At 65.3% G+C, this 19,762-nt stretch carries 19 protein-coding genes; 4 read left to right on the plus strand and 15 right to left on the minus strand.

The genetic code is table 11. The features are described from left to right. Window positions 1-109 precede the first annotated feature (109 nt). Window positions 110-2,245, minus strand: a complete 2,136-nt coding sequence (uvrC, locus tag QCE69_RS09720) for an excinuclease ABC subunit UvrC (RefSeq protein WP_309930464.1) — start codon at window positions 2,243-2,245, stop codon at window positions 110-112. A gap of 133 nt (window positions 2,246-2,378) precedes the next feature. Here uvrC and earP point away from each other — a divergent pair, with 133 nt between their 5' ends. The 4 genes from earP to QCE69_RS09740 all read left to right on the plus strand — a co-directional run bounded on the left by earP (window position 2,379) and on the right by QCE69_RS09740 (window position 6,608). Continuing rightward, window positions 2,379-3,551, plus strand: a complete 1,173-nt coding sequence (gene earP, locus QCE69_RS09725) for an elongation factor P maturation arginine rhamnosyltransferase EarP (protein WP_309930466.1) — start codon at window positions 2,379-2,381, stop codon at window positions 3,549-3,551. 308 nt (window positions 3,552-3,859) lie between these two features. Next, on the plus strand, window positions 3,860-4,417 hold the full coding sequence (efp, locus tag QCE69_RS09730) for an elongation factor P (RefSeq protein WP_309917365.1): 558 nt from the start codon (window positions 3,860-3,862) through the stop codon (window positions 4,415-4,417). Window positions 4,418-4,677: 260 nt separating this feature from the next. Further along, complete coding sequence (locus QCE69_RS09735; protein ID WP_309917368.1) at window positions 4,678-5,019, plus strand: BON domain-containing protein; 342 nt, start codon at window positions 4,678-4,680, stop codon at window positions 5,017-5,019. A 182-nt stretch (window positions 5,020-5,201) separates the two neighbouring features. Continuing rightward, window positions 5,202-6,608 carry a sigma-54 dependent transcriptional regulator gene (locus QCE69_RS09740; protein WP_309809117.1) on the plus strand — a complete coding sequence of 469 codons (1,407 nt, stop codon included), beginning with the start codon at window positions 5,202-5,204 and terminating at the stop codon, window positions 6,606-6,608. Window positions 6,609-6,688: 80 nt separating this feature from the next. On the opposite strand, the gene nagZ is transcribed toward QCE69_RS09740, so the two are convergent. From nagZ to QCE69_RS09810, 14 genes are all read right to left on the minus strand, one after another. Next, window positions 6,689-7,717, minus strand: a complete 1,029-nt coding sequence (nagZ, locus tag QCE69_RS09745; protein WP_309930467.1) for a beta-N-acetylhexosaminidase — start codon at window positions 7,715-7,717, stop codon at window positions 6,689-6,691. A gap of 37 nt (window positions 7,718-7,754) precedes the next feature. After that, on the minus strand, window positions 7,755-8,159 hold the full coding sequence (gene acpS / locus QCE69_RS09750) for a holo-ACP synthase (RefSeq protein ID WP_309917373.1): 405 nt from the start codon (window positions 8,157-8,159) through the stop codon (window positions 7,755-7,757). Window positions 8,160-8,172: 13 nt separating this feature from the next. Further along, a complete protein-coding gene (gene pdxJ, locus QCE69_RS09755; RefSeq protein WP_309917375.1) occupies window positions 8,173-8,946 on the minus strand; it encodes a pyridoxine 5'-phosphate synthase in 774 nt (257 codons plus the stop codon). Then, window positions 8,943-9,842, minus strand: a complete 900-nt coding sequence (gene recO, locus QCE69_RS09760; RefSeq protein ID WP_309917378.1) for a DNA repair protein RecO — start codon at window positions 9,840-9,842, stop codon at window positions 8,943-8,945. Before recO ends, pdxJ begins: the two co-directional genes overlap by 4 nt. A 30-nt stretch (window positions 9,843-9,872) precedes the next feature. Beyond that, window positions 9,873-10,736 (minus strand): GTPase Era, encoded by an 864-nt coding sequence (gene era / locus QCE69_RS09765; RefSeq protein ID WP_309811619.1) that lies wholly within the window; start codon window positions 10,734-10,736, stop codon window positions 9,873-9,875. A gap of 114 nt (window positions 10,737-10,850) precedes the next feature. Then, on the minus strand, window positions 10,851-11,939 hold the full coding sequence (gene rnc / locus QCE69_RS09770) for a ribonuclease III (RefSeq protein WP_309930468.1): 1,089 nt from the start codon (window positions 11,937-11,939) through the stop codon (window positions 10,851-10,853). A gap of 133 nt (window positions 11,940-12,072) precedes the next feature. Further along, window positions 12,073-12,969, minus strand: a complete 897-nt coding sequence (gene lepB / locus QCE69_RS09775; protein ID WP_309930470.1) for a signal peptidase I — start codon at window positions 12,967-12,969, stop codon at window positions 12,073-12,075. A 66-nt stretch (window positions 12,970-13,035) separates the two neighbouring features. Then, window positions 13,036-14,826, minus strand: coding sequence for a translation elongation factor 4 (gene lepA / locus QCE69_RS09780; RefSeq protein WP_309917389.1), 1,791 nt, complete (start codon window positions 14,824-14,826; stop codon window positions 13,036-13,038). A 147-nt stretch (window positions 14,827-14,973) separates the two neighbouring features. Further along, window positions 14,974-15,219, minus strand: coding sequence for a glutaredoxin family protein (locus QCE69_RS09785; protein WP_309917391.1), 246 nt, complete (start codon window positions 15,217-15,219; stop codon window positions 14,974-14,976). 21 nt (window positions 15,220-15,240) lie between these two features. Beyond that, on the minus strand, window positions 15,241-16,803 hold the full coding sequence (locus QCE69_RS09790; protein ID WP_309930472.1) for a DegQ family serine endoprotease: 1,563 nt from the start codon (window positions 16,801-16,803) through the stop codon (window positions 15,241-15,243). 22 nt (window positions 16,804-16,825) lie between these two features. Continuing rightward, entirely contained in the window at window positions 16,826-17,869 is a 1,044-nt protein-coding gene (locus tag QCE69_RS09795) for a MucB/RseB C-terminal domain-containing protein (RefSeq protein ID WP_309809139.1), read from the minus strand. A gap of 4 nt (window positions 17,870-17,873) precedes the next feature. Further along, window positions 17,874-18,503 (minus strand): sigma-E factor negative regulatory protein, encoded by a 630-nt coding sequence (locus tag QCE69_RS09800; RefSeq protein ID WP_309930474.1) that lies wholly within the window; start codon window positions 18,501-18,503, stop codon window positions 17,874-17,876. 84 nt (window positions 18,504-18,587) lie between these two features. Then, window positions 18,588-19,187: an RNA polymerase sigma factor RpoE gene (gene rpoE, locus QCE69_RS09805; RefSeq protein WP_008342103.1), complete on the minus strand. Its 600-nt coding sequence runs from the start codon at window positions 19,185-19,187 to the stop codon at window positions 18,588-18,590. 95 nt (window positions 19,188-19,282) lie between these two features. Continuing rightward, the gene (locus QCE69_RS09810) at window positions 19,283-19,750 is read right to left on the minus strand and encodes a protein YgfX (RefSeq protein WP_309930475.1); all 468 of its coding nucleotides are present in this window, start codon (window positions 19,748-19,750) and stop codon (window positions 19,283-19,285) included. Window positions 19,751-19,762: the final 12 nt, after the last annotated feature.

A 19,762-nucleotide genomic window follows, 5' to 3' on the forward strand; every position in this document is an offset into this window, starting at 1 on the left:
ATGTAAGGGAGCCGCCATTGTGCCGCGTCGATCCCGCGCTCACAAGGCAGCGACCCGGGCCGGCGCGCCCCGCGACGGGTTTGCTGTCGCGAGGCGCGCCGGTGCCGGCTCAATGCAACTGACGATAGATCTGCTGTGCCAGCGCAAGCGAGATGCCTTCGACACTGGCCAGGTCCTCGACGCTCGCCGCCTGCACGCCGCGCAATCCGCCGAAGCGCGACAGGAGCCGCTGACGCCGTTTCGCACCGACGCCTTCGAGCTCTTCCAGCCGCGAAGTCTGACGGGCTTTCGCGCGCTTGGCCCGCATGCCGGTGATCGCGAAGCGGTGAGCTTCGTCGCGGATCTGCGCGACCAGCATCAGCGCTGCGCTTTCCTTGCCCAGTTCGAGCGCGGGGCGGCCGTCGGCGAAGATGAGCGTCTCCAGTCCGACCTTGCGCCCTTCTCCCTTCGCGACGCCGACCAGCATGCCGTGATCGAGACCGAGTTCCGAGAACACCTGTCTGGCGATTTCCACCTGGCCCTTGCCGCCGTCGATCAGCACGATGGTCGGCAGCGTGCCGCCCGCCGCGACCGGCTCGGCGCCATCGGGCGTGACGGTGGGATCGGCGGCATCGCCGGGCTGCAGGATGGCGGCTTCGTCGGTGGCGTTGGCGGCCGCCTGCGCGACCATCTTCTCGTAGCGGCGCGTGAGCACCTGGCGCATCGCGGCGTAGTCGTCGCCGGGCGTGATGCCGGTGATGTTGTAGCGGCGATACTCGCCCGACTGCATCTTGTGATGATGGAACACGACACACGACGCCTGCGTGGCTTCGCCCATCGTATGGCTGATGTCGAAGCACTCCACCCGCAGTTGCGCGAGGTCGTCCATCTCCATGCCGAGCGTGTCGGCGAGCGCGCGGGTGCGCGCCTGCTGCGAACCCTGCTCCGACAGCAGCCGCGCGAGCGCGAGCCGCGCGTTCTGCTCGGCCATCGAGAGCCATACGCGCTTCTGCCCTTGCGGCTGGCGCAGCAACGTGACCTTGTGGCCGGCCTGCTCGATCAGCAGGTCGACGAGATCGCGGCTCGACGGCGCGTGACTCACGACGAGCACCGGCGGGACACGGTTGCCGATGTAGTGCTGCGCCATGAACGCTTCCAGCACTTCGGCTTCGAGCGGGTTTTCGCGGGGTTGCGAGTCGGCTTCGGCTTCGGCTTCGGCTTCGTTCTCCACGGCGGCGGCATCCGCTTCGAGCTCCGTCACGGCCGCTTCAACCGGCGCAGCGGCAGGTTCAGCGGCCGCCTCCACCGGCGCGTCTTCGAGCAGTTCGGGCAACTCCGACAATTCGTCCTCGTCGCCCAGCGACAACGCGCTTTCAACATGCGTCGGAAAATAGGCCTTGTCGCCGAGATGCCGGCCACCGCGCACCATCGCCAGATTCACGCAGACCTTGCCGCCCAGCGCGACCACCGCGAGGATATCGACATCGCTCTCGCCGCCCACTTCGATCGCCTGCTGATGCAGCACCGTCGACAGCGAGCTCATCTGGTTGCGCACCGCGGCGGCCTGCTCGAACTTGAGATCGGCGGCGAAGGCGTGCATCTTCTGCTCGAGTTCCTTCATCACCTCGCCCTGCCGTCCGAGCAGGAAGCGCGACGCATTGGCGACATCGCGCGCGTAATCCTCCTCGCTGATGAGCCCGGTGCACGGCGCGGTGCAGCGTCCGATCTGATGCAGCAGGCAGGGCCGCGTGCGGTTGCTGAACACCGAGTCCTCGCAGGTCCGCAACTGAAACACGCGCTGCAGGATCTGGATGCTCTCGCGCACCGCCCACGCGCTCGGAAACGGTCCGAAATACTGGTTCTTCTTGTCGACCGCGCCGCGGTAGTACGCCATGCGCGGAAACGTGTGGCCGGTGAGCTTGAGGAACGGATACGACTTGTCGTCGCGGAACAGGATGTTGTAGCGCGGCGCGAGCGCCTTGATCAGGTTGTTCTCGAGCAGCAGCGCTTCGGCTTCGGAACGCGTGACGGTGGTTTCGATCTTGCGGATGCGCGTCACCATCATCGCGATGCGCGGCGAATGCAGCGTCTTCGTGAAATAGCTCGACACGCGCTTCTTCAGATTGCGCGCCTTGCCGACGTACAGCACGTTGCCGCCGCCGTCGTAGTAGCGGTACACGCCCGGCAAATGGGGCAGTTGCGCAAGGGTCTTCTTCGGGTCGAACTCCGCGTCAGAAGCGGATTCGTGTGCGGCGGAGTCAGTCATGCAGCGAAAGTCGCGAGTGTCCCGCGCGAGGCGCGGCGCGAAGCCTGGATGGGGAGGCGCGCGCGGGCGCCAGGGCCGCGGTCGTTGTCTTAGAATCGCCAGTTTAGAACATTACGCCGCGCGCCAACGCCCCATGTCCGAGCAGCCGCCCACGCCGTCCGCCACCCCGGAACTCGCCTGCGACATCTTTTGCGCGGTCATCGACAATTTCGGCGACATCGGCGTCTGCTGGCGGCTCGCTCGGCAGCTGCAAGCGGAATACGGCTGGCGCGTGCGGCTCTTCGTCGACGATCTGAAAGTCTTCCATGCCCTCTGTCCGGCCGTCGACGCCACGCTTGCGCGACAGGAAGCCTTGGGCGTCGTGATCGAGCACTGGCACGATCCCGCGCATGCCGGCGACAGGCTCGACATCGCGGACGTCGTGATCGAGGCGTTCGCGTGCGAACTGCCGCCCGCCTATGTCGCCGCGATGGCGCGGCGCGCGCGCAAGCCGGTCTGGGTGAATCTGGAGTACCTCAGCGGCGAGGACTGGGTCGCGGACTACCACATGCGGCCATCGCCGCACCCGCGTTATCCGCTCGAGAAGACGTTCTTCTTTCCCGGCCTGGGCGCAGGCACGGGCGGCGTACTGAAGGAACGCGATCTCGACGCGCGACGCCTGGCCTTCGATGCGCCCGCCTGGTGGCGCGAACACGTGCAAGATGAGCCGCCGGGCGCCGACAGCACCGTCATCTCCCTGTTCGCTTACGAGAACCCTGCCGTCGACAGCCTGCTCGCGCAGTGGCGCGACGGCGCCGAGCCGGTCGTGCTGCTCGTGCCAGAAGGACGCATCTCCGGCGCGCTGGCGCGCTTCTTCGGTGTGCCGCGGTTCGCGGCGGGCACGACGGCACGCGCGGGCGCATTGCGGGCGCACGCGCTGGGATTCGTCGAGCAGCCGCGTTTCGACGCCTTGCTATGGGCCGCCGACATCAACTTCGTGCGCGGCGAGGATTCGTTCGTGCGGGCGCAATGGGCGTGCAAGCCGTTTGTCTGGCACATCTATCCGCAAGCCGACGACGCCCATCTCCCCAAACTCGATGCCGCTCTGGCCCATTACACGCAGGCGCTCGATGCCTCGGCGCGGGCTTCGACGGAACGCTTCTGGCACGCGTGGAACGGCGCGGGAACGCCGGACTGGGCCGATTTCTCGCGTCGTCGCCGGGCGCTGAAGGCCCGCGCTGCGAGCTGGGCCGGTGAGCTGGCGGCTATCGGCGACCTGGCAGCGAATCTCGTCACGCATGTGCTTGCGCGCCTGCCTCGCGGGTGAGAACTCCGACGCCGCCCGCGCCCTGCCTTGCGCTGCGTCCTTCGTGCGCGTCATCCGACTGGCCCAACGGGCAAAAACTCAGTTAAAATAAGCGGTTATCCGAGGAAGCAAGCGCGAGTAGGCAACGGACAGGCGGTTGCAGGTTCTGGCCAGCGCACCGGTATCGCGCGGCAGTCAAAGCAACGGGATACGTCGCCCGGCAAGCAGCCTTCCTCGTTGACAAGCATTCACGCGTGGCGGCAGAGCGCCGCTGCCGGATCGAATCATCCAGGCATTCAGCCCTATCCATTCGTACAGGACCCAGTTTTATGAAGACCGCACAAGAACTCCGCGTCGGCAACGTCGTCATGATCGGCAGCGATGCCATGGTGGTGCAGCGCGCCGAGTACAACAAGTCGGGCCGCAACGCCGCGGTCGTCAAGATGAAGTTCAAAAACCTGCTGACGAACTCCGGCATGGAAACGGTCTACAAGGCGGACGACAAGTTCGACGTCGTCGTGCTGGATCGCAAGGAAGTGACCTACTCCTACTTCGCTGACCCGATGTACGTCTTCATGGACGCTGACTACAACCAGTACGAAGTCGAAGCCGAAATGATGGGCGACGCGCTCAACTACCTCGAAGACGGCATGGCCTGCGAAGTGGTGTTCTATAACGAGAAGGCCATCTCGGTCGAACTGCCCACCACGCTCGTGCGCGAAATCATCTACACGGAACCGGCCGTGAAGGGCGACACGTCGTCGGGCAAGGTGCTGAAGACCGCCAAGCTGAACACCGGTTTCGAACTGCAAGTGCCGCTGTTCTGCAACATCGGCGACAAGATCGAAATCGACACGCGTACGAACGAGTACCGCAGCCGCGCTTAAGCGTCGCACGGCACCCAGGAGCCTCGCACGCAGCAACCTCCGCGACGGCTCCCTGAACAAGCGCCCTTCCACGGGCGCTTTTTCTTTTGCATGAATTTTTTGACAAATTCAGGCAAACTTTACCGCTCGGGCCCTCATTCGATGAGAGCGCCTCCGACGCGCCAATCCCCGCAAAGGCTACCCGTCCGGCCACGATCGGAAAAATCAACCGCGTGGCACGGTTTCTGCTAAAAAGCTGCGATAACGATTTCAGAGCCGACATGCCAAGACCGCGTCCCATCACGAACCGGTTGTTGATTGTGGCGGCACTCGCGCTGCCGCCCTTCGCGTTGCCGGGATGCAAGTCGACGCCGCCGGCCGCAGCGCCCGCTTCCAGCCAGCCGGCGCCCGATGACGCGACCTTGGCCGCCCGCGTGAAGCAGGCATTGGCCGCCGATCCGCAGCTGAGATCGTTGCCGGTGAGCGTCGCGACCTATCGCGGCGTGGTGCAGGTTGCGGGATATGTGGAATCGGATGCGCAGATCGAGCGCGCCCTGGCCGTGGCCCGTGGCGTGCCGGGCGTGCGCTCCGTCAGCAATGAGCTGCATCTCAGGCCGCGTTGAGGCGGTCACCGGGGAACAGATGACACACGAGTAACGCAGGACGAGAACCGCAGCGGGTCGGGCGCCGGAGTCAGACAACGGCAGCGCCGCCCGCCCACGAAACACCGGAGTCCCGTGCAGCGCCGTTGCGGCCGGCACGCAGCGACGGTGCATTACAGTCCACTTTGAGACATTGGTCAGCCATGCCACACGCCCTGATTGTCGAAGACGATCCCAATAGCCTCTCAGGTTTGTCCGCGATCCTGTCGGCGGATGGTTTTTCCGTCGACACGGCGACGACCCTTGCCGAGGCACGCTCCGCGCTGACGCGCTTCATCCCTGATGTCGTGCTGATCGACCTGAATCTTCCGGACGGCAGCGGCCTCGATCTGCTGCCGAGCCTGCCCTCGCAACCGCCCGACGGCGCGTTGCCGGTGATCGTCATGACCGGCAACGCGACCGTGGAAAGCGCGATCGAGGGTCTGCGGCACGGCATCTGGGACTATCTGCTGAAGCCGGTCAACATTCCGCGCCTGCGCAGCCTGCTGGCGCGCATCCCGCGTCCGTACGAACTCACCGAGGAAGTGCAGGCGCTGCGCTCCACGCTGCGCGAACTCGGCCACTTTGGCGACATGACCGGCCGCAGTGCGGCGATGCAGCACGTCTACGATCTCATCGAACACACGGCGCCGACCGAGGCGGCCGTGTTGATCTGCGGCGAGCCGGGCACGGGCAAGAAGATCGCGGCGCGCACGATTCATCAGCTGAGCCGTCGCCGCAAAGGACCGTTCGTCACCTTCGACTGCTCCGCGTACCGTCATTCCGGCACGGCCGGCGAGGCGCCGCAGCGCACGATGGAAAGCATCCTCTTCGGCCATGAGCGCAATGCCTACGCGGGCGCGGAGCATCGCGAACCGGGCCTGCTCGAACAGGCGGGCGGCGGCACGCTGTTCCTCGACCAGATCGATTCCCTGCCGGCGCCGCAGCAGGAGGCGCTGTTGCGCGCGCTCGATTCGCAGACCTTCATGCGGGTGGGCGGCAGCAACCGGATCATGACGGACTTCCGCCTGATCGCCGCGTCGCGCACGCCGATGCGCGAGGCCGTCGCGAGCGGTGCGATGCGTGAAGACCTGTTCCAGCGGCTGTCGGCCTCGTCGATCCTGTTGCCGCCGCTGAGCGAACGCGACGACGACATCGCGCTCATCGCCGAAGCGCTCGTCGACGAGCTCAACCGCGAGAATCACATTGCCGGGATCACGAGCGGATCGCCGAAGCGCGTCAGTCCCGCGTTCATCCGCGAGTGCTTCGCGACCGAATGGCCAGGCAACGTTCGCGAGATGCGCGAGCGCGTGCGGCGCGCCTATCACGCGTCGGGTGAAACCATCGAGACCTTGCGCGTCGATGAACCGGGCGGACTCGGCGGACGCGGCCTGAACGGCAGCAGCGTGCAGGTGACGGTGGGCACGGCGCTGGCCGACGTCGAGGACATGCTGATCCGTGCGACGCTCGAGGCGGTCGGCGGCACGCGCCATCGCGCGGCGACGCTGCTGGGCATCAGCCCGAAGACGCTCTATAACAAGCTGCAGCGGATGAAGCTCGAGCCGTCGTGATGCTTTGACTGCTTTAACGAAGCTCGAAGAAAACGCCACGATCGTGGCGTTTTTTTTCATCTGAATCGTCCGGGAAGGAATCAGCCGAGTGTGTCCTCGATGAGCGCGCGTGCCGCCCGATACTCCGCCTGTCCCTGCAGTTTGTCCCAGCGCAGCGCCTTGCCGCGCGGCCGCATCTGCCTGAGCCGTTGGGCCGACGCCTTCGACGGCACATGGCGCAACTGCTTCAGCACCCGTCCCGCCTCTTCCGGCTGATTGCAGATCAGCACCATGTCGCAGCCCGCCGCGAGCGCGGCGCTCGCCGCTTCGGTGAGCGTGCCGCCGGCGCGGGCCGCTTCCATCGAGAGATCGTCGCTGAAGATCGCGCCATTGAAGCCGAGCCTGGCGCGCAGGATGTCCTGCAGCCAGATGCGCGAAAAGCCGGCGGGCTTGTCGTCGACCTGGGTGTAGATGACATGCGCCGGGATCACCGACGCCAGCGACATGCCGAGCCAGTCATACGGACGCACGTCGGCGGCGAGGATGTCTTCGAGCGCGCGGTCGTCGGTGGGCAGGGCCACGTGCGAATCGGCGGATGCGAAACCGTGACCCGGGAAGTGCTTGCCGCAGTTCGCCATGCCCGCGAGCGCCAGGCCGTGATTCAGGCTCTTCGCGAGCATCGTCACGACGCGCGGATCGCCATGCAGCGCGCGATCGCCAATTACCTTCGACTGCCCGTAGTTCAGATCCAGCACCGGCGTGAAGCTCATGTCGATGCCGCACGCGCGCAACTCCGACGCCAGCACGTAGCCGAACGCGGTCGCGGTCTTCGTCGCGGCGAGCACGTCACGATCCCACAGCTCGCCGAGCCGGCCAGGCGCGGGCAGCACCGTGAAGCCATCGGTGCGGAAGCGCTGCACGCGCCCGCCTTCGTGATCGACGGCGATCAGGATGTCCTCGCGCACGTCGCGAATTGCATCGGTCAGTGCGACCAGCTGCGCGCGATTCTCGAAGTGCCGCGCGAACAGGATGATCCCGCCGGTCATCGGATGCGTGAGGCAGTCGATATCGGCGTCGGACAGCGTCGTGCCGGCGACGTCGAGCATGACGGGGCCGGGAATGCGTTTCATCGATTTCAATGGGAGCCCTGAATGGATGGAATGGAGGTCAGACGCGCTCGGGCGTCTCGGCGATCACGAACGACACCGCGTAGTCGCGCTCGTCGCTGACCGTGACCTGCGCGGTGATGCCGCGCTGCGCGAGCCATTCGGCCAGTTCGCCGGACGCGACGCACACGGGCTTGCCGCTCGGCTCGTTGAGCGTTTGCAGCGCGCGCCAGGTCATCGGCCAGCGCATGCCGAGGCCGATCGCCTTCGAGAACGCTTCCTTGGCCGAGAAACGCGTGGCGAGGAACGCGAGGCCGCGCACTTCCGAGCGCGCGCGCCGGGCGTGATAGATGCGCAGTTCGTCCGGGCCGAGCACCTTCTCGGCGAAACGTCCCCTGGTGCGCTCCATCACCGCCGCGATGCGGCTGACCTGCGCGATGTCGGTGCCGATTCCGTAGATCGCCATGTGAACCCGCGCTTCAGCGTGCGTGGCCGGCGGCAAGACGCGAGGCGACCATGATCGCCTTCATCTCGCGCACTGCGTTGTCCCAGCCGGCGAAGATCGCATGCGCGACGATCGCGTGACCGATGTTCAGTTCAACGATCCCCGGCAGCGCGGCGATCGCCTGCACGTTGGTGTAGTGCAGCCCGTGTCCGGCATTGACCTTGAGGCCCAGCGCATTGCCGAAGTCGACGCTCCGTGCCACGCGCTCGAATTCGTCCTGCTGCGCGGCTTCGTGGTGCGCCTCGGCATAGCGGCCAGTGTGCAGTTCGATGACGGGCGCGCCTGCTTCCTGCGCCGCGCGAATCTGCGTCTCGTCCGGGTCGATGAACAGCGACACGCGCGCGCCCGCATCGGCCAGTTGCCGGCACGCGGCCTTCACCTCTTCGAAGCGGCCGGCGACGTCGAGGCCGCCTTCGGTCGTGACTTCCTGACGCTTCTCCGGCACGAGACAGACATCGTGCGGCTTGATCTCGCAGGCGATGTCGAGCATCTCGCGCGTCACCGCGCACTCCAGGTTCATGCGCGTTTTGAGCAGCGGACGCAGCGTGCGCACGTCGGCGTCGACGATATGGCGGCGGTCCTCGCGCAGGTGCAGCGTGATGGCGTCGGCGCCCGCTTCCTCGGCGGCCAGCGCCGCGCGGATCGGATCGGGATAGGACGTGCCGCGCGCGTTGCGCAGCGTGGCGACGTGATCGATGTTCACGCCCAGATCGATCACGTTCGCAGGCGACGAGAGAAAGAAGCTCATAGTTTTTGCAGGTCGATCAGTATCTGACGGGTGGCGAGCGGCGTGCCGCCCAGGTAATGATTCAGCAGGAAGCGCATCAGCGTCTTGCTCTGGGCCGCGGTCTGCGGGCTGGCGAAGTCGTCGCGCTCCATGTCGAGCAGCGTCTGTCCCGAGATCACCGGCCATGGCGGCGGAAGATCATCGGATGCTTCGCGCACGCCGCGGTCCGGATCGAATACGTAGCGGCCGTCGGGCGTCACCGGCTGGCGCGTCACGGTGCGCATCAGGTTCATCGCATAGCCGGTCTCGCGCAGCAGCACGCGTTCGAACGAGCGCAGCACCTGCACGGCGGGTTCGTCGTGGGCCAGGCGCGAGAGCGTCAGCACATAGTGATTGAAGAGCGCGGGATGCGCGTCCTCGCGGGCGCAGAACTTCACCAGCAGTTCGTTGACGTAGAAGCCGCACAGCAGCGCGTCGCCCGCGAGCGGCAGCATGCCGCCGACCCACTCTGCCGTCGTCAGCGTGCGCACTTCGCCCTTGCCGGTCCACGACAGCCCGAGCGGCTGGAAGGTCTGCAACACGCCGCGCAGCGCGGAATGCGGACGCTTCGCGCCCTTCGCGACGAGCGCGACGCGGCCGTGATCGCGCGAAAACACGTCGATGATCAGGCTCGTCTCGCGATACGGATAGCTGTGCAGCACGAAGCCCGGCTGCTCGGCAATGCGGAAGTCGGAACGCGGCGCGGCGCGCGGACGTTTCTCCGTGCCTTCGTTCGCCGACGCGCTTGCGCCGGACGCGGCCCCGCGCGTGCGCTTCTTCGCGACGCGCGCGACCGGACGCTCGGTCGCGTCGAAATCGTCGTCAGGACGATCGTCGGCGGACGGCGTCATCCACGCGTCATTGGTGCCGTCGTCCATGAGTGGTGGCTCATCCGGTTCGGTCGCGGTTTATTCGTAGCCGTAGGCGCGCAGGCCGGCTTCGTTGTCGGCCCAGCCGCTCTTCACCTTGACGAAGGTTTCCAGATACACCGGGCCGTCGAACAGCTTCTCCATGTCGAGGCGCGCTTCGGTGCTGATCTGCTTCAGCTTCGCGCCCTTCTGGCCGATGATCATCGCCTTGTGGCCGTCGCGGTCCACCATGATGGTCGCGAACACGCGGCGCAGCCGGCCTTCGGTCTCGAACTTGTCGATCAGCACGGTGCTCGTGTACGGCAGTTCGTCGCCGGTCCAGCGGAACACTTTTTCACGCAGGATTTCCGCCGCGAGGAAGCGCTCGCTGCGGTCGGTGAGATCGTCTTCGCCGTAGATCGGCTCGCCTTCGGGCAGATACGGCTTGAGCACGGTGAGCAGACGCTTGATGTCCTCAGGCTGCTTCGCCGCGAGCGGCACGATCTCGCGGAAATCGCGCAACGCCGACATCTGCTGCATGAACGGGAACAGCGAATCCTTGTCGCCGACCCGGTCGAGCTTGTTGGCGATCAGCAGCGTGGGCGTGCCGGGCGGAATCAGATTGAGCACTTGCTGGTCGTCCGGTCCGAAACGGCCGGCTTCGATCACGAACAGGATGGCATCGACGGAAGTGAGCGTCGAGGTCACCGCGCGATTCAGCGAGCGGTTGAGCGCGCCGCTGTGGCGCGTCTGGAAGCCGGGGGTATCGACGAAGATGTACTGCGCGTCGCCGATGGTGTTGATGCCGGTGATGCGATGGCGCGTGGTCTGCGCCTTGCGCGAGGTGATGCTCACCTTCTGGCCGACGAGCCCGTTCATCAGCGTCGATTTGCCGACGTTCGGCCGGCCGACGATGGCGATCATGCCGCAGCGGAAACCGGGGGATACGGAAGTGTTCATAGTCGTGTGCAGCAAGGTTTCGTTGGAGCGCGGCGGAGCAAGCCGGGCCCGGGCGCGCGGCGGCGCGTGTCAGTGGCGTCAGTGGCCGGCGTCGGCGGCGCGCGCGACGCGGCCCGTGGGCGCGTCGGCGGCGGCGCCTGCATCTGCGGCCGGTTCGGCATGCACGGCCTGCTCCGCCGTGGCCGTCTCGCTTTTCACGACTTTCTCGGGCTTGTGGATCACTGCGCGCTCGGGCTTGTCGGCGGCGGCATAGGCGCCCGCCGACGGCTCCACGTGCGTCGCCCGGATGACCGCGAGCGGCGGCGTGACTGCGTTGACAGCGGGACGTTCGTCGGCGGCATGCGGCACGCCGTGGCTGCCGTGCTGACGCTCGCGCCGGTCGGGCGAACGCAGGTCGAGCGCGGCCTGGATGCCAGTGACGCCGGGCACCACTTCCTGTTCAGCCAGCTTGGCCGAACGCGCGCCTTTGCGCTTCGGCTTGACGCCGAGCGTAGGCGCGGCGGCAGCGACTTCGTCGAGCGCCTTCTTGGCCGCCGCCTGCTCGGCCGCGCGACGGCTGGCGCCGGAGCCGGACACCTTGACGTCGAGCTTCGGCACCGAACATTCCACCTCGAACTGCTGGTTGTGCGCGGCGCCGTGCGTTGCGACGACGGTATAAGTCGGCAGCGCGATCTTGTGACCTTGCAGGTATTCCTGGAGCAACGTCTTGGCGTCCTTGCCGATGGTGCGCGGATCGATGTGATCCAGCACCGGCGTGTACAGACGCTTGATGACGGTCGCGGCGGCGTCGAAGCCGCCGTCGAGGAAGATGGCGCCGAAAATGGCTTCGAGCGTGTCGGCCAGAATGGACGGGCGACGGAAGCCGCCGCTGCGCAGTTCGCCTTCACCGAGCCGCAGCCCTTCCGAGACGTTCAGCGCTTGCGCGATTTCGTAGAGGGATTGTTGCTTGACCAGATTCGCGCGGACGCGGGAAAGGTCGCCTTCGTCGAGTTTGCCGAATCGTTGAAACAAAAGCGCAGCCACCACGCAATTTAGAACGGAATCGCCGAGAAATTCGAGCCGTTCATTGTTCGTGGCACTGTGACTGCGGTGGGTCATCGCCTGGCGCAGCAATTCCGCATTGCGAAATTCGTACCGCAGCCGGCTTTCCAGCGGAGAAGAGGGCATGGAGAGAGTATAACGCGGGCGCGACGGGCGACGATTCCGTCACCCGTCGCCGGAAAACGCGCGCGGAGACGGTGTTAGCCGCGCTTCTTCACGCCGTTTCGAAGCTTTAGTTTTAATGTTTTCGCAACGCGCGTCACTCGAACGAGCCGATGCGTTTCAAATTGCCGAAGTTCATCCAGATGAAGAACGCACGCCCCACGATGTTCTTGTCCGGCACGAAACCCCAGTAACGGCTGTCCGCGCTGTTGTCGCGGTTATCGCCCATCATGAAGTAGTTGCCCGGCGGCACCTTGCAGGTCACGCCCTGCGCGTTGTAGTTGCAGTTGTCGCGGAACGGAAAATCTTCGGCGCCCATTATGTACGGCGGCACCTGCGGATTGTTCAGGATCGCGTTCTTGCGTTCATTGCCGAGGTCTTCCATGAACTGCTTCGAGTACCCGATGCTCTCGCTGTCGAAATAATCGGGCATCGGCGTTTCGGGCACCGGCTTGCCGTTGATGGTGAGCTTCTTGTCTTCGTAGGCGACCGTGTCGCCCGGCAGGCCGATCACGCGCTTGATGTAGTCGACCGATTCGTCTTTCGGATAGCGGAACACGACCACGTCGCCCCGTTGCAGCGGACTGCCCTGCGTGATCTTGGTGTTGCTGATCGGCAGGCGCAGACCGTACTCGTACTTGTTGACGAGGATGAAGTCGCCGACGAGCAGCGTCGGGATCATGGAGCCGGACGGAATCTTGAACGGCTCGATGATGAACGAGCGCACCACGAAGACCGCCAGGATCACCGGGAAAAAGCTCGCCGTGTATTCGAGCCACCACGGCTGGCGCAGCTTGTCGTCGCGCAGGCGGGCGCGCGTCTGGTCAGCGTTCTCGTCGGCGAAACGCTCGCCCACGCGCTCCTGCTGGCGGTCGAATTCGGTGACCGCGGCCTCGGCGGCGCGGCGCCGTTGCGGCAGGAAGACCAGCTTGTCGAGCACCCACGCAATACCCGTCAGCACGACGAGAATCAAAAGAATCAATGCAAAATTCATCAATCGCTTCCGGTTGTTATCGTTGTTTGCCCGACGGACGCGCCGCCGGGCGGAACGGCGCGGACGTCATTCGTCCACGCGCAGGATGGCCAGGAAGGCTTCCTGCGGAATCTCGACCGAGCCGACCTGCTTCATGCGCTTCTTGCCGGCCTTCTGTTTCTCGAGCAGCTTCTTCTTGCGCGAGATGTCGCCGCCGTAGCACTTCGCCAGCACGTTCTTGCGCAGCGCCTTGATGTTCTCGCGCGCGATGATGTTCGAGCCGATGGTCGCCTGAATCGCCACGTCGTACATCTGGCGCGGAATCAGCTCGCGCATCTTCGACGCCACTTCGCGTCCGCGATACTGGCTCTGCGAACGGTGCACGATGACGGACAGCGCATCGACCTTGTCGCCGTTGATGAGCATATCCACCTTGACCACGTCGGCCGCGCGATATTCCTTGAACTCGTAATCCATCGACGCATAACCGCGCGACGTGGACTTCAGGCGGTCGAAGAAGTCGAGCACGATTTCCGCCATCGGGATCTCGTACGTGAGCTGCACCTGGCGGCCGTGATACTGCATGTTGATCTGCGAGCCGCGCTTGGCCGTACACAGCGTGATGACCGAGCCGACATATTCCTGCGGCATGTACAGGTTCACGGTGACGATCGGCTCGCGCACTTCGTCGATCTTCGGCGGCTCCGGCATCTTGGCCGGATTCTCGACCATGATGATGCTGCCGTCGTTCTGCAGGACCTCGTAGATCACCGTGGGCGCCGTGGTGATCAGGTCCATGTCGAACTCGCGCTCGAGCCGCTCCTGCACGATTTCCATGTGCAGCAGGCCGAGGAAGCCGCAGCGGAAACCGAAGCCGAGCGCCTGCGACACTTCCGGCTCGAACTGCAGCGAGGCGTCGTTGAGCTTCAGCTTTTCGAGCGACTCACGCAGCGCGTCGTACTGGTTCGCTTCGACCGGATAAAGGCCGGCGAACACCTGCGGCTTCACTTCCTTGAAGCCCGGCAGCGGTTCGGTTGCCGGACGGGTCGCGACGGTGACGGTATCGCCGACCTTCGCGGCCGTCAGTTCCTTGATGCCCGCGATCACGAAGCCCACCTGCCCCGCCGACAACTCCGGAAGGTTGGTCGACTTCGGCGCGAACACGCCGACGTGCTCGACCGGATACTGCGCACCGGTCGCCATCATCTTGATCTTGTCTTTCGGCTTGAGCACGCCGTTGACGATGCGCACCAGCATCACGACGCCGACGTAGTTGTCGAACCACGAGTCGATGATCAGCGCCTGCAACGGGGCTTCGGGATCGCCCTTGGGCGGCGGCACCTTTGCGATCAGCGATTCGAGCACGTCCGCCACGCCGAGGCCGGTCTTCGCGCTGCAATGCACGGCGTCCGTGGCATCGATGCCGATCACGTCCTCGATTTCGGTAATGGCGTTCTCGGGGTTCGCCGCCGGCAGGTCGATCTTGTTCAGCACCGGCACCACTTCCACGCCCAGTTCGATGGCCGTGTAGCAGTTGGCGACGGTCTGCGCCTCGACGCCCTGGCTCGCGTCCACCACCAGCAGCGCGCCTTCGCACGCGGACAGCGAACGGCTGACTTCGTAGGAGAAGTCGACGTGTCCAGGGGTATCGATGAGGTTCAGGTTGTAGACCTGCCCGTCGCGCGCCTTGTAGGTCAGCGCCGCAGTCTGTGCCTTGATGGTGATGCCGCGCTCGCGCTCCAGGTCCATCGAATCGAGCACCTGCGCTTCCATCTCGCGGTCGGACAAGCCGCCGCACAGCTGGATGATGCGGTCGGCGAGCGTCGACTTGCCGTGGTCGATGTGCGCAATGATCGAGAAATTACGAATATGGTCCATTCAGTGCCGCAAGCCAGAAAAAGCGAAAAAGGCGCGCCCTCAGCAACCCGGAGCACGCCTTGAAAATTTCGGGGAAAACTTCGGCATTTTAGCCGAAAACGGGTTCGACCCGCCGGTTTTCGGCGCGCCGCGAGCGCAAGCGCCGCGTCATGCGCGACGGGCCGCCAGTGCGGCGTCCACTGCTTCGGCATCGAGCCGGTAATGACACAGCTCGGCGCCGTCCAGCACCAGGACGGGCACGAGCTCGTCGTAGCGGGCTTCGAGCGCCGGATCCTGATCGATGTCGATCCATTCGATCGCCGCGCCGTGCCGGGCCGCAATCGGCTCCAGCGCGGCGCGCATCTCCTCGCACAGATGACACCAGGCGCGGCCGTAGAGCATGAGGGCCGGCATCGGCACGGCGGCGCTTACTTCTTACTTCTGCGCCGGCACGCGCGGACGCAGCGGCACGAACTGCGTGTTGTCGCCGCGCCGCACGAGCACCGCGATCATCTTGCTGGCGTCGAGATTCTGCGCGACCGCCTCGAATTGCTTCGCGCTCGTGATGTCGGTGTCGCCCACGCGCAGGATGATGTCGCCCTTCTGGAAGCCCGCGCGCGCCGCCGGACCTTCCACTGCGTCCACCTGCACGCCGTTGTTCAGCTTGAGCGTCTTCTTCTGCTCGGCGGGAATGTCGCTCACGGCGAGCCCGAGCGAGTTGCTCGCGCGTTCCTTCGGCTGCGGCGCCTTCTTCTGCTCGGTCTTCGCGACCTTGTCCGGCTGCATCTCGGCCACGACGATCGGCAGATCGCGCGTCTGGCCCTTGCGCCAGACCGTGATCGTGGCCTTCGTGCCGGGCTTGGTGTCGCCGACCATGCGCGGCAGGTCCGTCGCGGTCTCGACGCTCTGGCCGTTGAAGCGGGTGATGATGTCGCCCGGCTGCACGCCGGCCTTGTCCGCCGGACCGCCCGATTCGACGCTCGACACCAGTGCGCCCTGCGCCTTCGGCAGCCCGAGCGAATCGGCGACGTCCTTCGTCACCTCGCCGATCGCCACCGCGATGCGGCCGCGCGTCACCTTGCCGGTGGTCTTGAGCTGATCGGCCACGCGCATCGCTTCGTCGATCGGAATCGCGAACGAAATGCCCATGAAGCCGCCGGTGCGGCTGTAGATCTGCGAGTTGATGCCGATCACCTCGCCCGCCATGTTGATCAGCGGACCGCCCGAATTGCCCGGATTCACCGCGACATCGGTCTGGATGAACGGCAGGTAGTCGCCGGTATCGCGGCCTTTCGCGCTGACGATGCCCGCGGTCACGGTGTTGTCGAGGCCGAACGGCGAGCCGATCGCGAGCACCCATTCGCCGACGCGCACCTTGTTCGAATCGCCGATGGTGATGGCCGGCAGGTTCGTCGCGCTGATCTTCACCACGGCGACATCCGTGCGTTCGTCCACCCCGACGAGCCGCGCCTTGAATTCGCGCTTGTCGGTGAGCGTGACGTAGATGGTGTCGGCGTCATCGACGACGTGAGCGTTGGTCATCACGTAGCCGTCGGTGGACAGGATGAAGCCCGAGCCGACGCCGCTGCTCTGTTCCGAATTGTCCTGGCTGTCGTCGGGCGCGTTGCGGCTGCCGCCCTTGCCCTGATCGCCCTGGCTGCTGCCGCCGTTGTTGCCGCCGCCGTTATTGCCACCGCCGCCACCACCGCCTCCGCCGCCGCGGGGCGGCTGGCCGGGCATCGGAATGCCGAAGAAGCGGCGGAAGAATTCGGACATGTCGCCGTCGTCCATGCCGGGCGGCAGGCCGCGCAGGTCGCTGCCGGAACCGACGCGCGACGTGGTGCGGATGTTCACGACCGACGGACCGACCTTGTCGACGAGCGTCGTGAAGTCCGGCAGATTCACCGTGGGCACCGCCGCCGCCGTTTGCGAGATGAACGGCAGGCACACGGCGAGCGCCGCGGCCGCGATGAACTTGCGCAGCGAGTAATGGCTCATGAGCGGGAGACCGGAATCCGGATTACTTGGAAGGCTTGTATTCTATGGTAGAAGCAAATTGCTGCAACGTGGCTTGCGGCACCTCGCCCAGCAAAGTGATCCAGAAATCCCCGCGCCGTTTCACCAGCACATGCGTGGCGCCGCTGTTGCCCGCGCCTTCCTTGCGGGTATTTTTCTCGACCGGCTCCACAAAAACCGAAATGGTCGCCAGACCGTCCGAAAACACCGCCTGGTCGACGGGTATCGGCGGCTGTCCCGGCTGGCTCGACGCCATCGGCCGGCGCAGTTCGCGAATCTTGCGGAACCCGGCGATGTTCGGCGTCAGCTGCCAGCCTTGCGCCTCCATGTCGACCGGCTGCACCGGCGGCCGGACGACGGTCCAGCCGGACGTACTGCGGATGCCGTTGGCGATCGGCGTCTTGTCGCCCGGACCGCCGATCTTCACCTGCGAGAACGACAGCTGTTCGAGCACCTGGCCGTCGGCGTCGAGCGTCTGCGCGCGCAGCAGCAGGCCGGTCTTGGCATCGGCCCAGAGCTTGTAGGCGAAACGATAGGAATCTTTCGGATCGAGTTCGAGCACCGTGGTGTCGAGGCCCGCGACGCGGTCGTTGCCGAGCAGCTTCGGCTCGTAGGCGGCGAGCACCTGGGCGCCGCTCGTAGAAAGCAGCGCCGGGAAGGAATCGCGGTTCTGCCGCTGTTCGACCACCAGCAAATGACGCTCAGGCACGAACGTGAACATGTCGTCGTCGTGGCGCAGCATCTTGCGCGGCGCACCGTCCAGGCTTTCGAGCGATTCATATTCGCCGTCGCCGCGCGTGGCGACATGCGTAATGCGCGACGACTGCACCGTCGCGCCGCGCTGGTAGACGAACGTGCCTTCGTAATTCTGCTGCTGCGCCGCTTCGTGAATGCGGTCGAGCAGCGTGGCGGCTGATTTGCGCGCGGCGGCGGGATCGTCTCCCTGGGCGAAACTGCCCGATGCCGCCGTCAACAACACGGCTGCGCAAAGCATGAATGCCGGCAGCCGTCCCCAATGGTTCGTTTTGTTCAACCGCACACTCGGCATCAAATTATTGGTCCTGCGAGGTAGCCGCCGCGCGAATCAAGGGCATCGAACCGGGCATTACAGGCTGTTGGGAAAACTGCTGGTGCGCTTCCAGATACTGGTCCAGATTGGCGTCGCGAATGATGTTCGCCTCGACGATCGGCGAGCGCGTGGTAGCAGCCGGCACGGATGCCATGGCGACGCGCTGCATCGAATTGGCCGGGGTGACGCTGGCCACTTGCGCGCCGCCGTGGCTGTCCACGCCCTGCAACTGCGGCACGACGATCCACGTCAGCGTGGCGGCCGCCGCGGCGACCGCGAATGCCGGCATCACGCGACGGCGCAGCATGCCGCCGCGCGCTTTCGCCGCAGGCAGCGCAGCCGGAGCCAGCACATGCGCCTCGGCTTCGAAACGTTCGGAGAAGGCGGCCATGAACGCGCTGCTGCGCGCCGGGCTGACCGCGAGATCGTCGGAGCGCAGCGCGTCTCCGATCAGGTGATATGCCGACCACGCCGCGCGGTCGTCGTGTTTCAGTTCCGCGAGAAACTGGCCGAGGTTGCCAATTTCGTCGACCGACTCACCGTCGACAAATGCCGACATGCGTTCGCCGCGCGAACCTGCTTGCGTCTGATTTTGCACCGAGACCGACCCCATGATGCTCCCCATCTCTTTGACCCACACCCGTAGTGACACCAACTGACCCAGTTATCGCGTCCCTGTCCCGTGGATGACCGCCGCTTACCAGCGTTTGCCTTCGGGAGTGTCCAACAACGGACGCAATTTTGCCGCAATGGCTTCTCGAGCACGAAAAATTCTCGACCTGACGGTGCCGATGGGGCAATCCATCATCTCGGCGATTTCCTCGTAACTCAATCCTTCGATTTCCCGGAGCGTGATGGCGGTGCGAAGCTCCTCGGGCAACAGCGCCATCGCAGCATTGACCGTCTGTGCGATCTGCTTGCTCATCAACATCGACTCGGGCGTGTTGATATCCCTTAGTTGGTCGGCGTCGGAGAAAGTTTCCGCTTCTTCGGCATCTGCTTCGGTAGAAGTGGGCGCCCGGCGTCCTTGCGTGGCAAGGTAGTTCTTTGCCGTATTGACGGCGATGCGATACAGCCAGGTGTAGAACGCCGATTCACCCCGGAATTGCGGCAGCGCACGATAAGCCTTGATGAAGGCGTCCTGGGCGACGTCCTCGACCTCGGCGGGGTCGCGCACGAGGCGCGAGATCAGTCGAATGATCTTGCGGTGGTATTTGGCGACCAGCAGTTCGAACGCGGCCTTGTCACCCTTCTGCACACGTTCGACCAGCAATTGGTCGATTTCTTTTTCGCTCACCTGGGAAATCCGTTTGACTTTGGTCTGTTGCGCGGAGGGCTATTGTAACGGCCCCGCTTGCAGGCAACTGGAACGCTCATCAGACGTTACAGTCGTTACAGGTGGGAAGCCGCGCTGCGGCGGGCCTGTACGGCGAGCTGGCGGAAAGTTTCGGGGTCGATCCAATCCGCCGCGACGAGCAGCGTTCCGGCCTTTCTGTGTGCGCTCGCGAGACGCAGCGCGAGCAGCCAGCCACCCCATTGAGCACAGCGCGTGATGCGCGCATGACGGATGCCGCCGTCCGCATGCAAGAGCGCGAGCCCGTCAGCATGCAAGTGCAAAGCCACGGGTTGGGCGCGCATCCATCGGTACGATCCGAGTCCGAGCACCGCCGCGGTCAGCGCGCACGCCACCGCCGCATGACCCGCGTGGTCCGTGTGAGCGAAGACGCACTGAAACACCGTGGCACAGGCAAGCGTCAGAAAGCCGGCCAGCGCCGCACGCAGAAAGCGCGACGGCCGCAGCGGAATGCCCGGCACGAAGCCGGTTTCCCGATGCGGCCGGATCACGCGCGCGCTCGTCATCCCGATTGCCCT

The organism is Caballeronia sp. LZ032, from assembly GCF_031451315.1.
Taxonomy (GTDB): domain Bacteria; phylum Pseudomonadota; class Gammaproteobacteria; order Burkholderiales; family Burkholderiaceae; genus Caballeronia.

Bases quoted from the DNA above. Each gene is read 5' to 3' on its own strand.
- QCE69_RS09785 (WP_309917391.1), bottom strand. From the start codon at position 15,219: ATGCCGGCCCTCATGCTCTACGGCCGCGCCTGGTGTCATCTGTGCGAG.
- acpS (WP_309917373.1), bottom strand. From the start codon at position 8,159: ATGGCGATCTACGGAATCGGCACCGACATCGCGCAGGTCAGCCGCATC.
- QCE69_RS09810 (WP_309930475.1), bottom strand. From the start codon at position 19,750: ATGACGAGCGCGCGCGTGATCCGGCCGCATCGGGAAACCGGCTTCGTG.
- rnc (WP_309930468.1), bottom strand. From the start codon at position 11,939: ATGCCCTCTTCTCCGCTGGAAAGCCGGCTGCGGTACGAATTTCGCAAT.
- era (WP_309811619.1), bottom strand. From the start codon at position 10,736: ATGATCGCCATCGTCGGCCGGCCGAACGTCGGCAAATCGACGCTGATG.
- pdxJ (WP_309917375.1), bottom strand. From the start codon at position 8,946: ATGAGCTTCTTTCTCTCGTCGCCTGCGAACGTGATCGATCTGGGCGTG.
- QCE69_RS09800 (WP_309930474.1), bottom strand. From the start codon at position 18,503: ATGGGGTCGGTCTCGGTGCAAAATCAGACGCAAGCAGGTTCGCGCGGC.
- earP (WP_309930466.1), top strand. From the start codon at position 2,379: ATGTCCGAGCAGCCGCCCACGCCGTCCGCCACCCCGGAACTCGCCTGC.
- QCE69_RS09740 (WP_309809117.1), top strand. From the start codon at position 5,202: ATGCCACACGCCCTGATTGTCGAAGACGATCCCAATAGCCTCTCAGGT.
- nagZ (WP_309930467.1), bottom strand. From the start codon at position 7,717: ATGAAACGCATTCCCGGCCCCGTCATGCTCGACGTCGCCGGCACGACG.
- lepA (WP_309917389.1), bottom strand. From the start codon at position 14,826: ATGGACCATATTCGTAATTTCTCGATCATTGCGCACATCGACCACGGC.
- recO (WP_309917378.1), bottom strand. From the start codon at position 9,842: ATGGACGACGGCACCAATGACGCGTGGATGACGCCGTCCGCCGACGAT.
- efp (WP_309917365.1), top strand. From the start codon at position 3,860: ATGAAGACCGCACAAGAACTCCGCGTCGGCAACGTCGTCATGATCGGC.
- QCE69_RS09795 (WP_309809139.1), bottom strand. From the start codon at position 17,869: ATGCCGAGTGTGCGGTTGAACAAAACGAACCATTGGGGACGGCTGCCG.
- QCE69_RS09790 (WP_309930472.1), bottom strand. From the start codon at position 16,803: ATGAGCCATTACTCGCTGCGCAAGTTCATCGCGGCCGCGGCGCTCGCC.
- QCE69_RS09735 (WP_309917368.1), top strand. From the start codon at position 4,678: ATGCCAAGACCGCGTCCCATCACGAACCGGTTGTTGATTGTGGCGGCA.
- lepB (WP_309930470.1), bottom strand. From the start codon at position 12,969: ATGAATTTTGCATTGATTCTTTTGATTCTCGTCGTGCTGACGGGTATT.
- uvrC (WP_309930464.1), bottom strand. From the start codon at position 2,245: ATGACTGACTCCGCCGCACACGAATCCGCTTCTGACGCGGAGTTCGAC.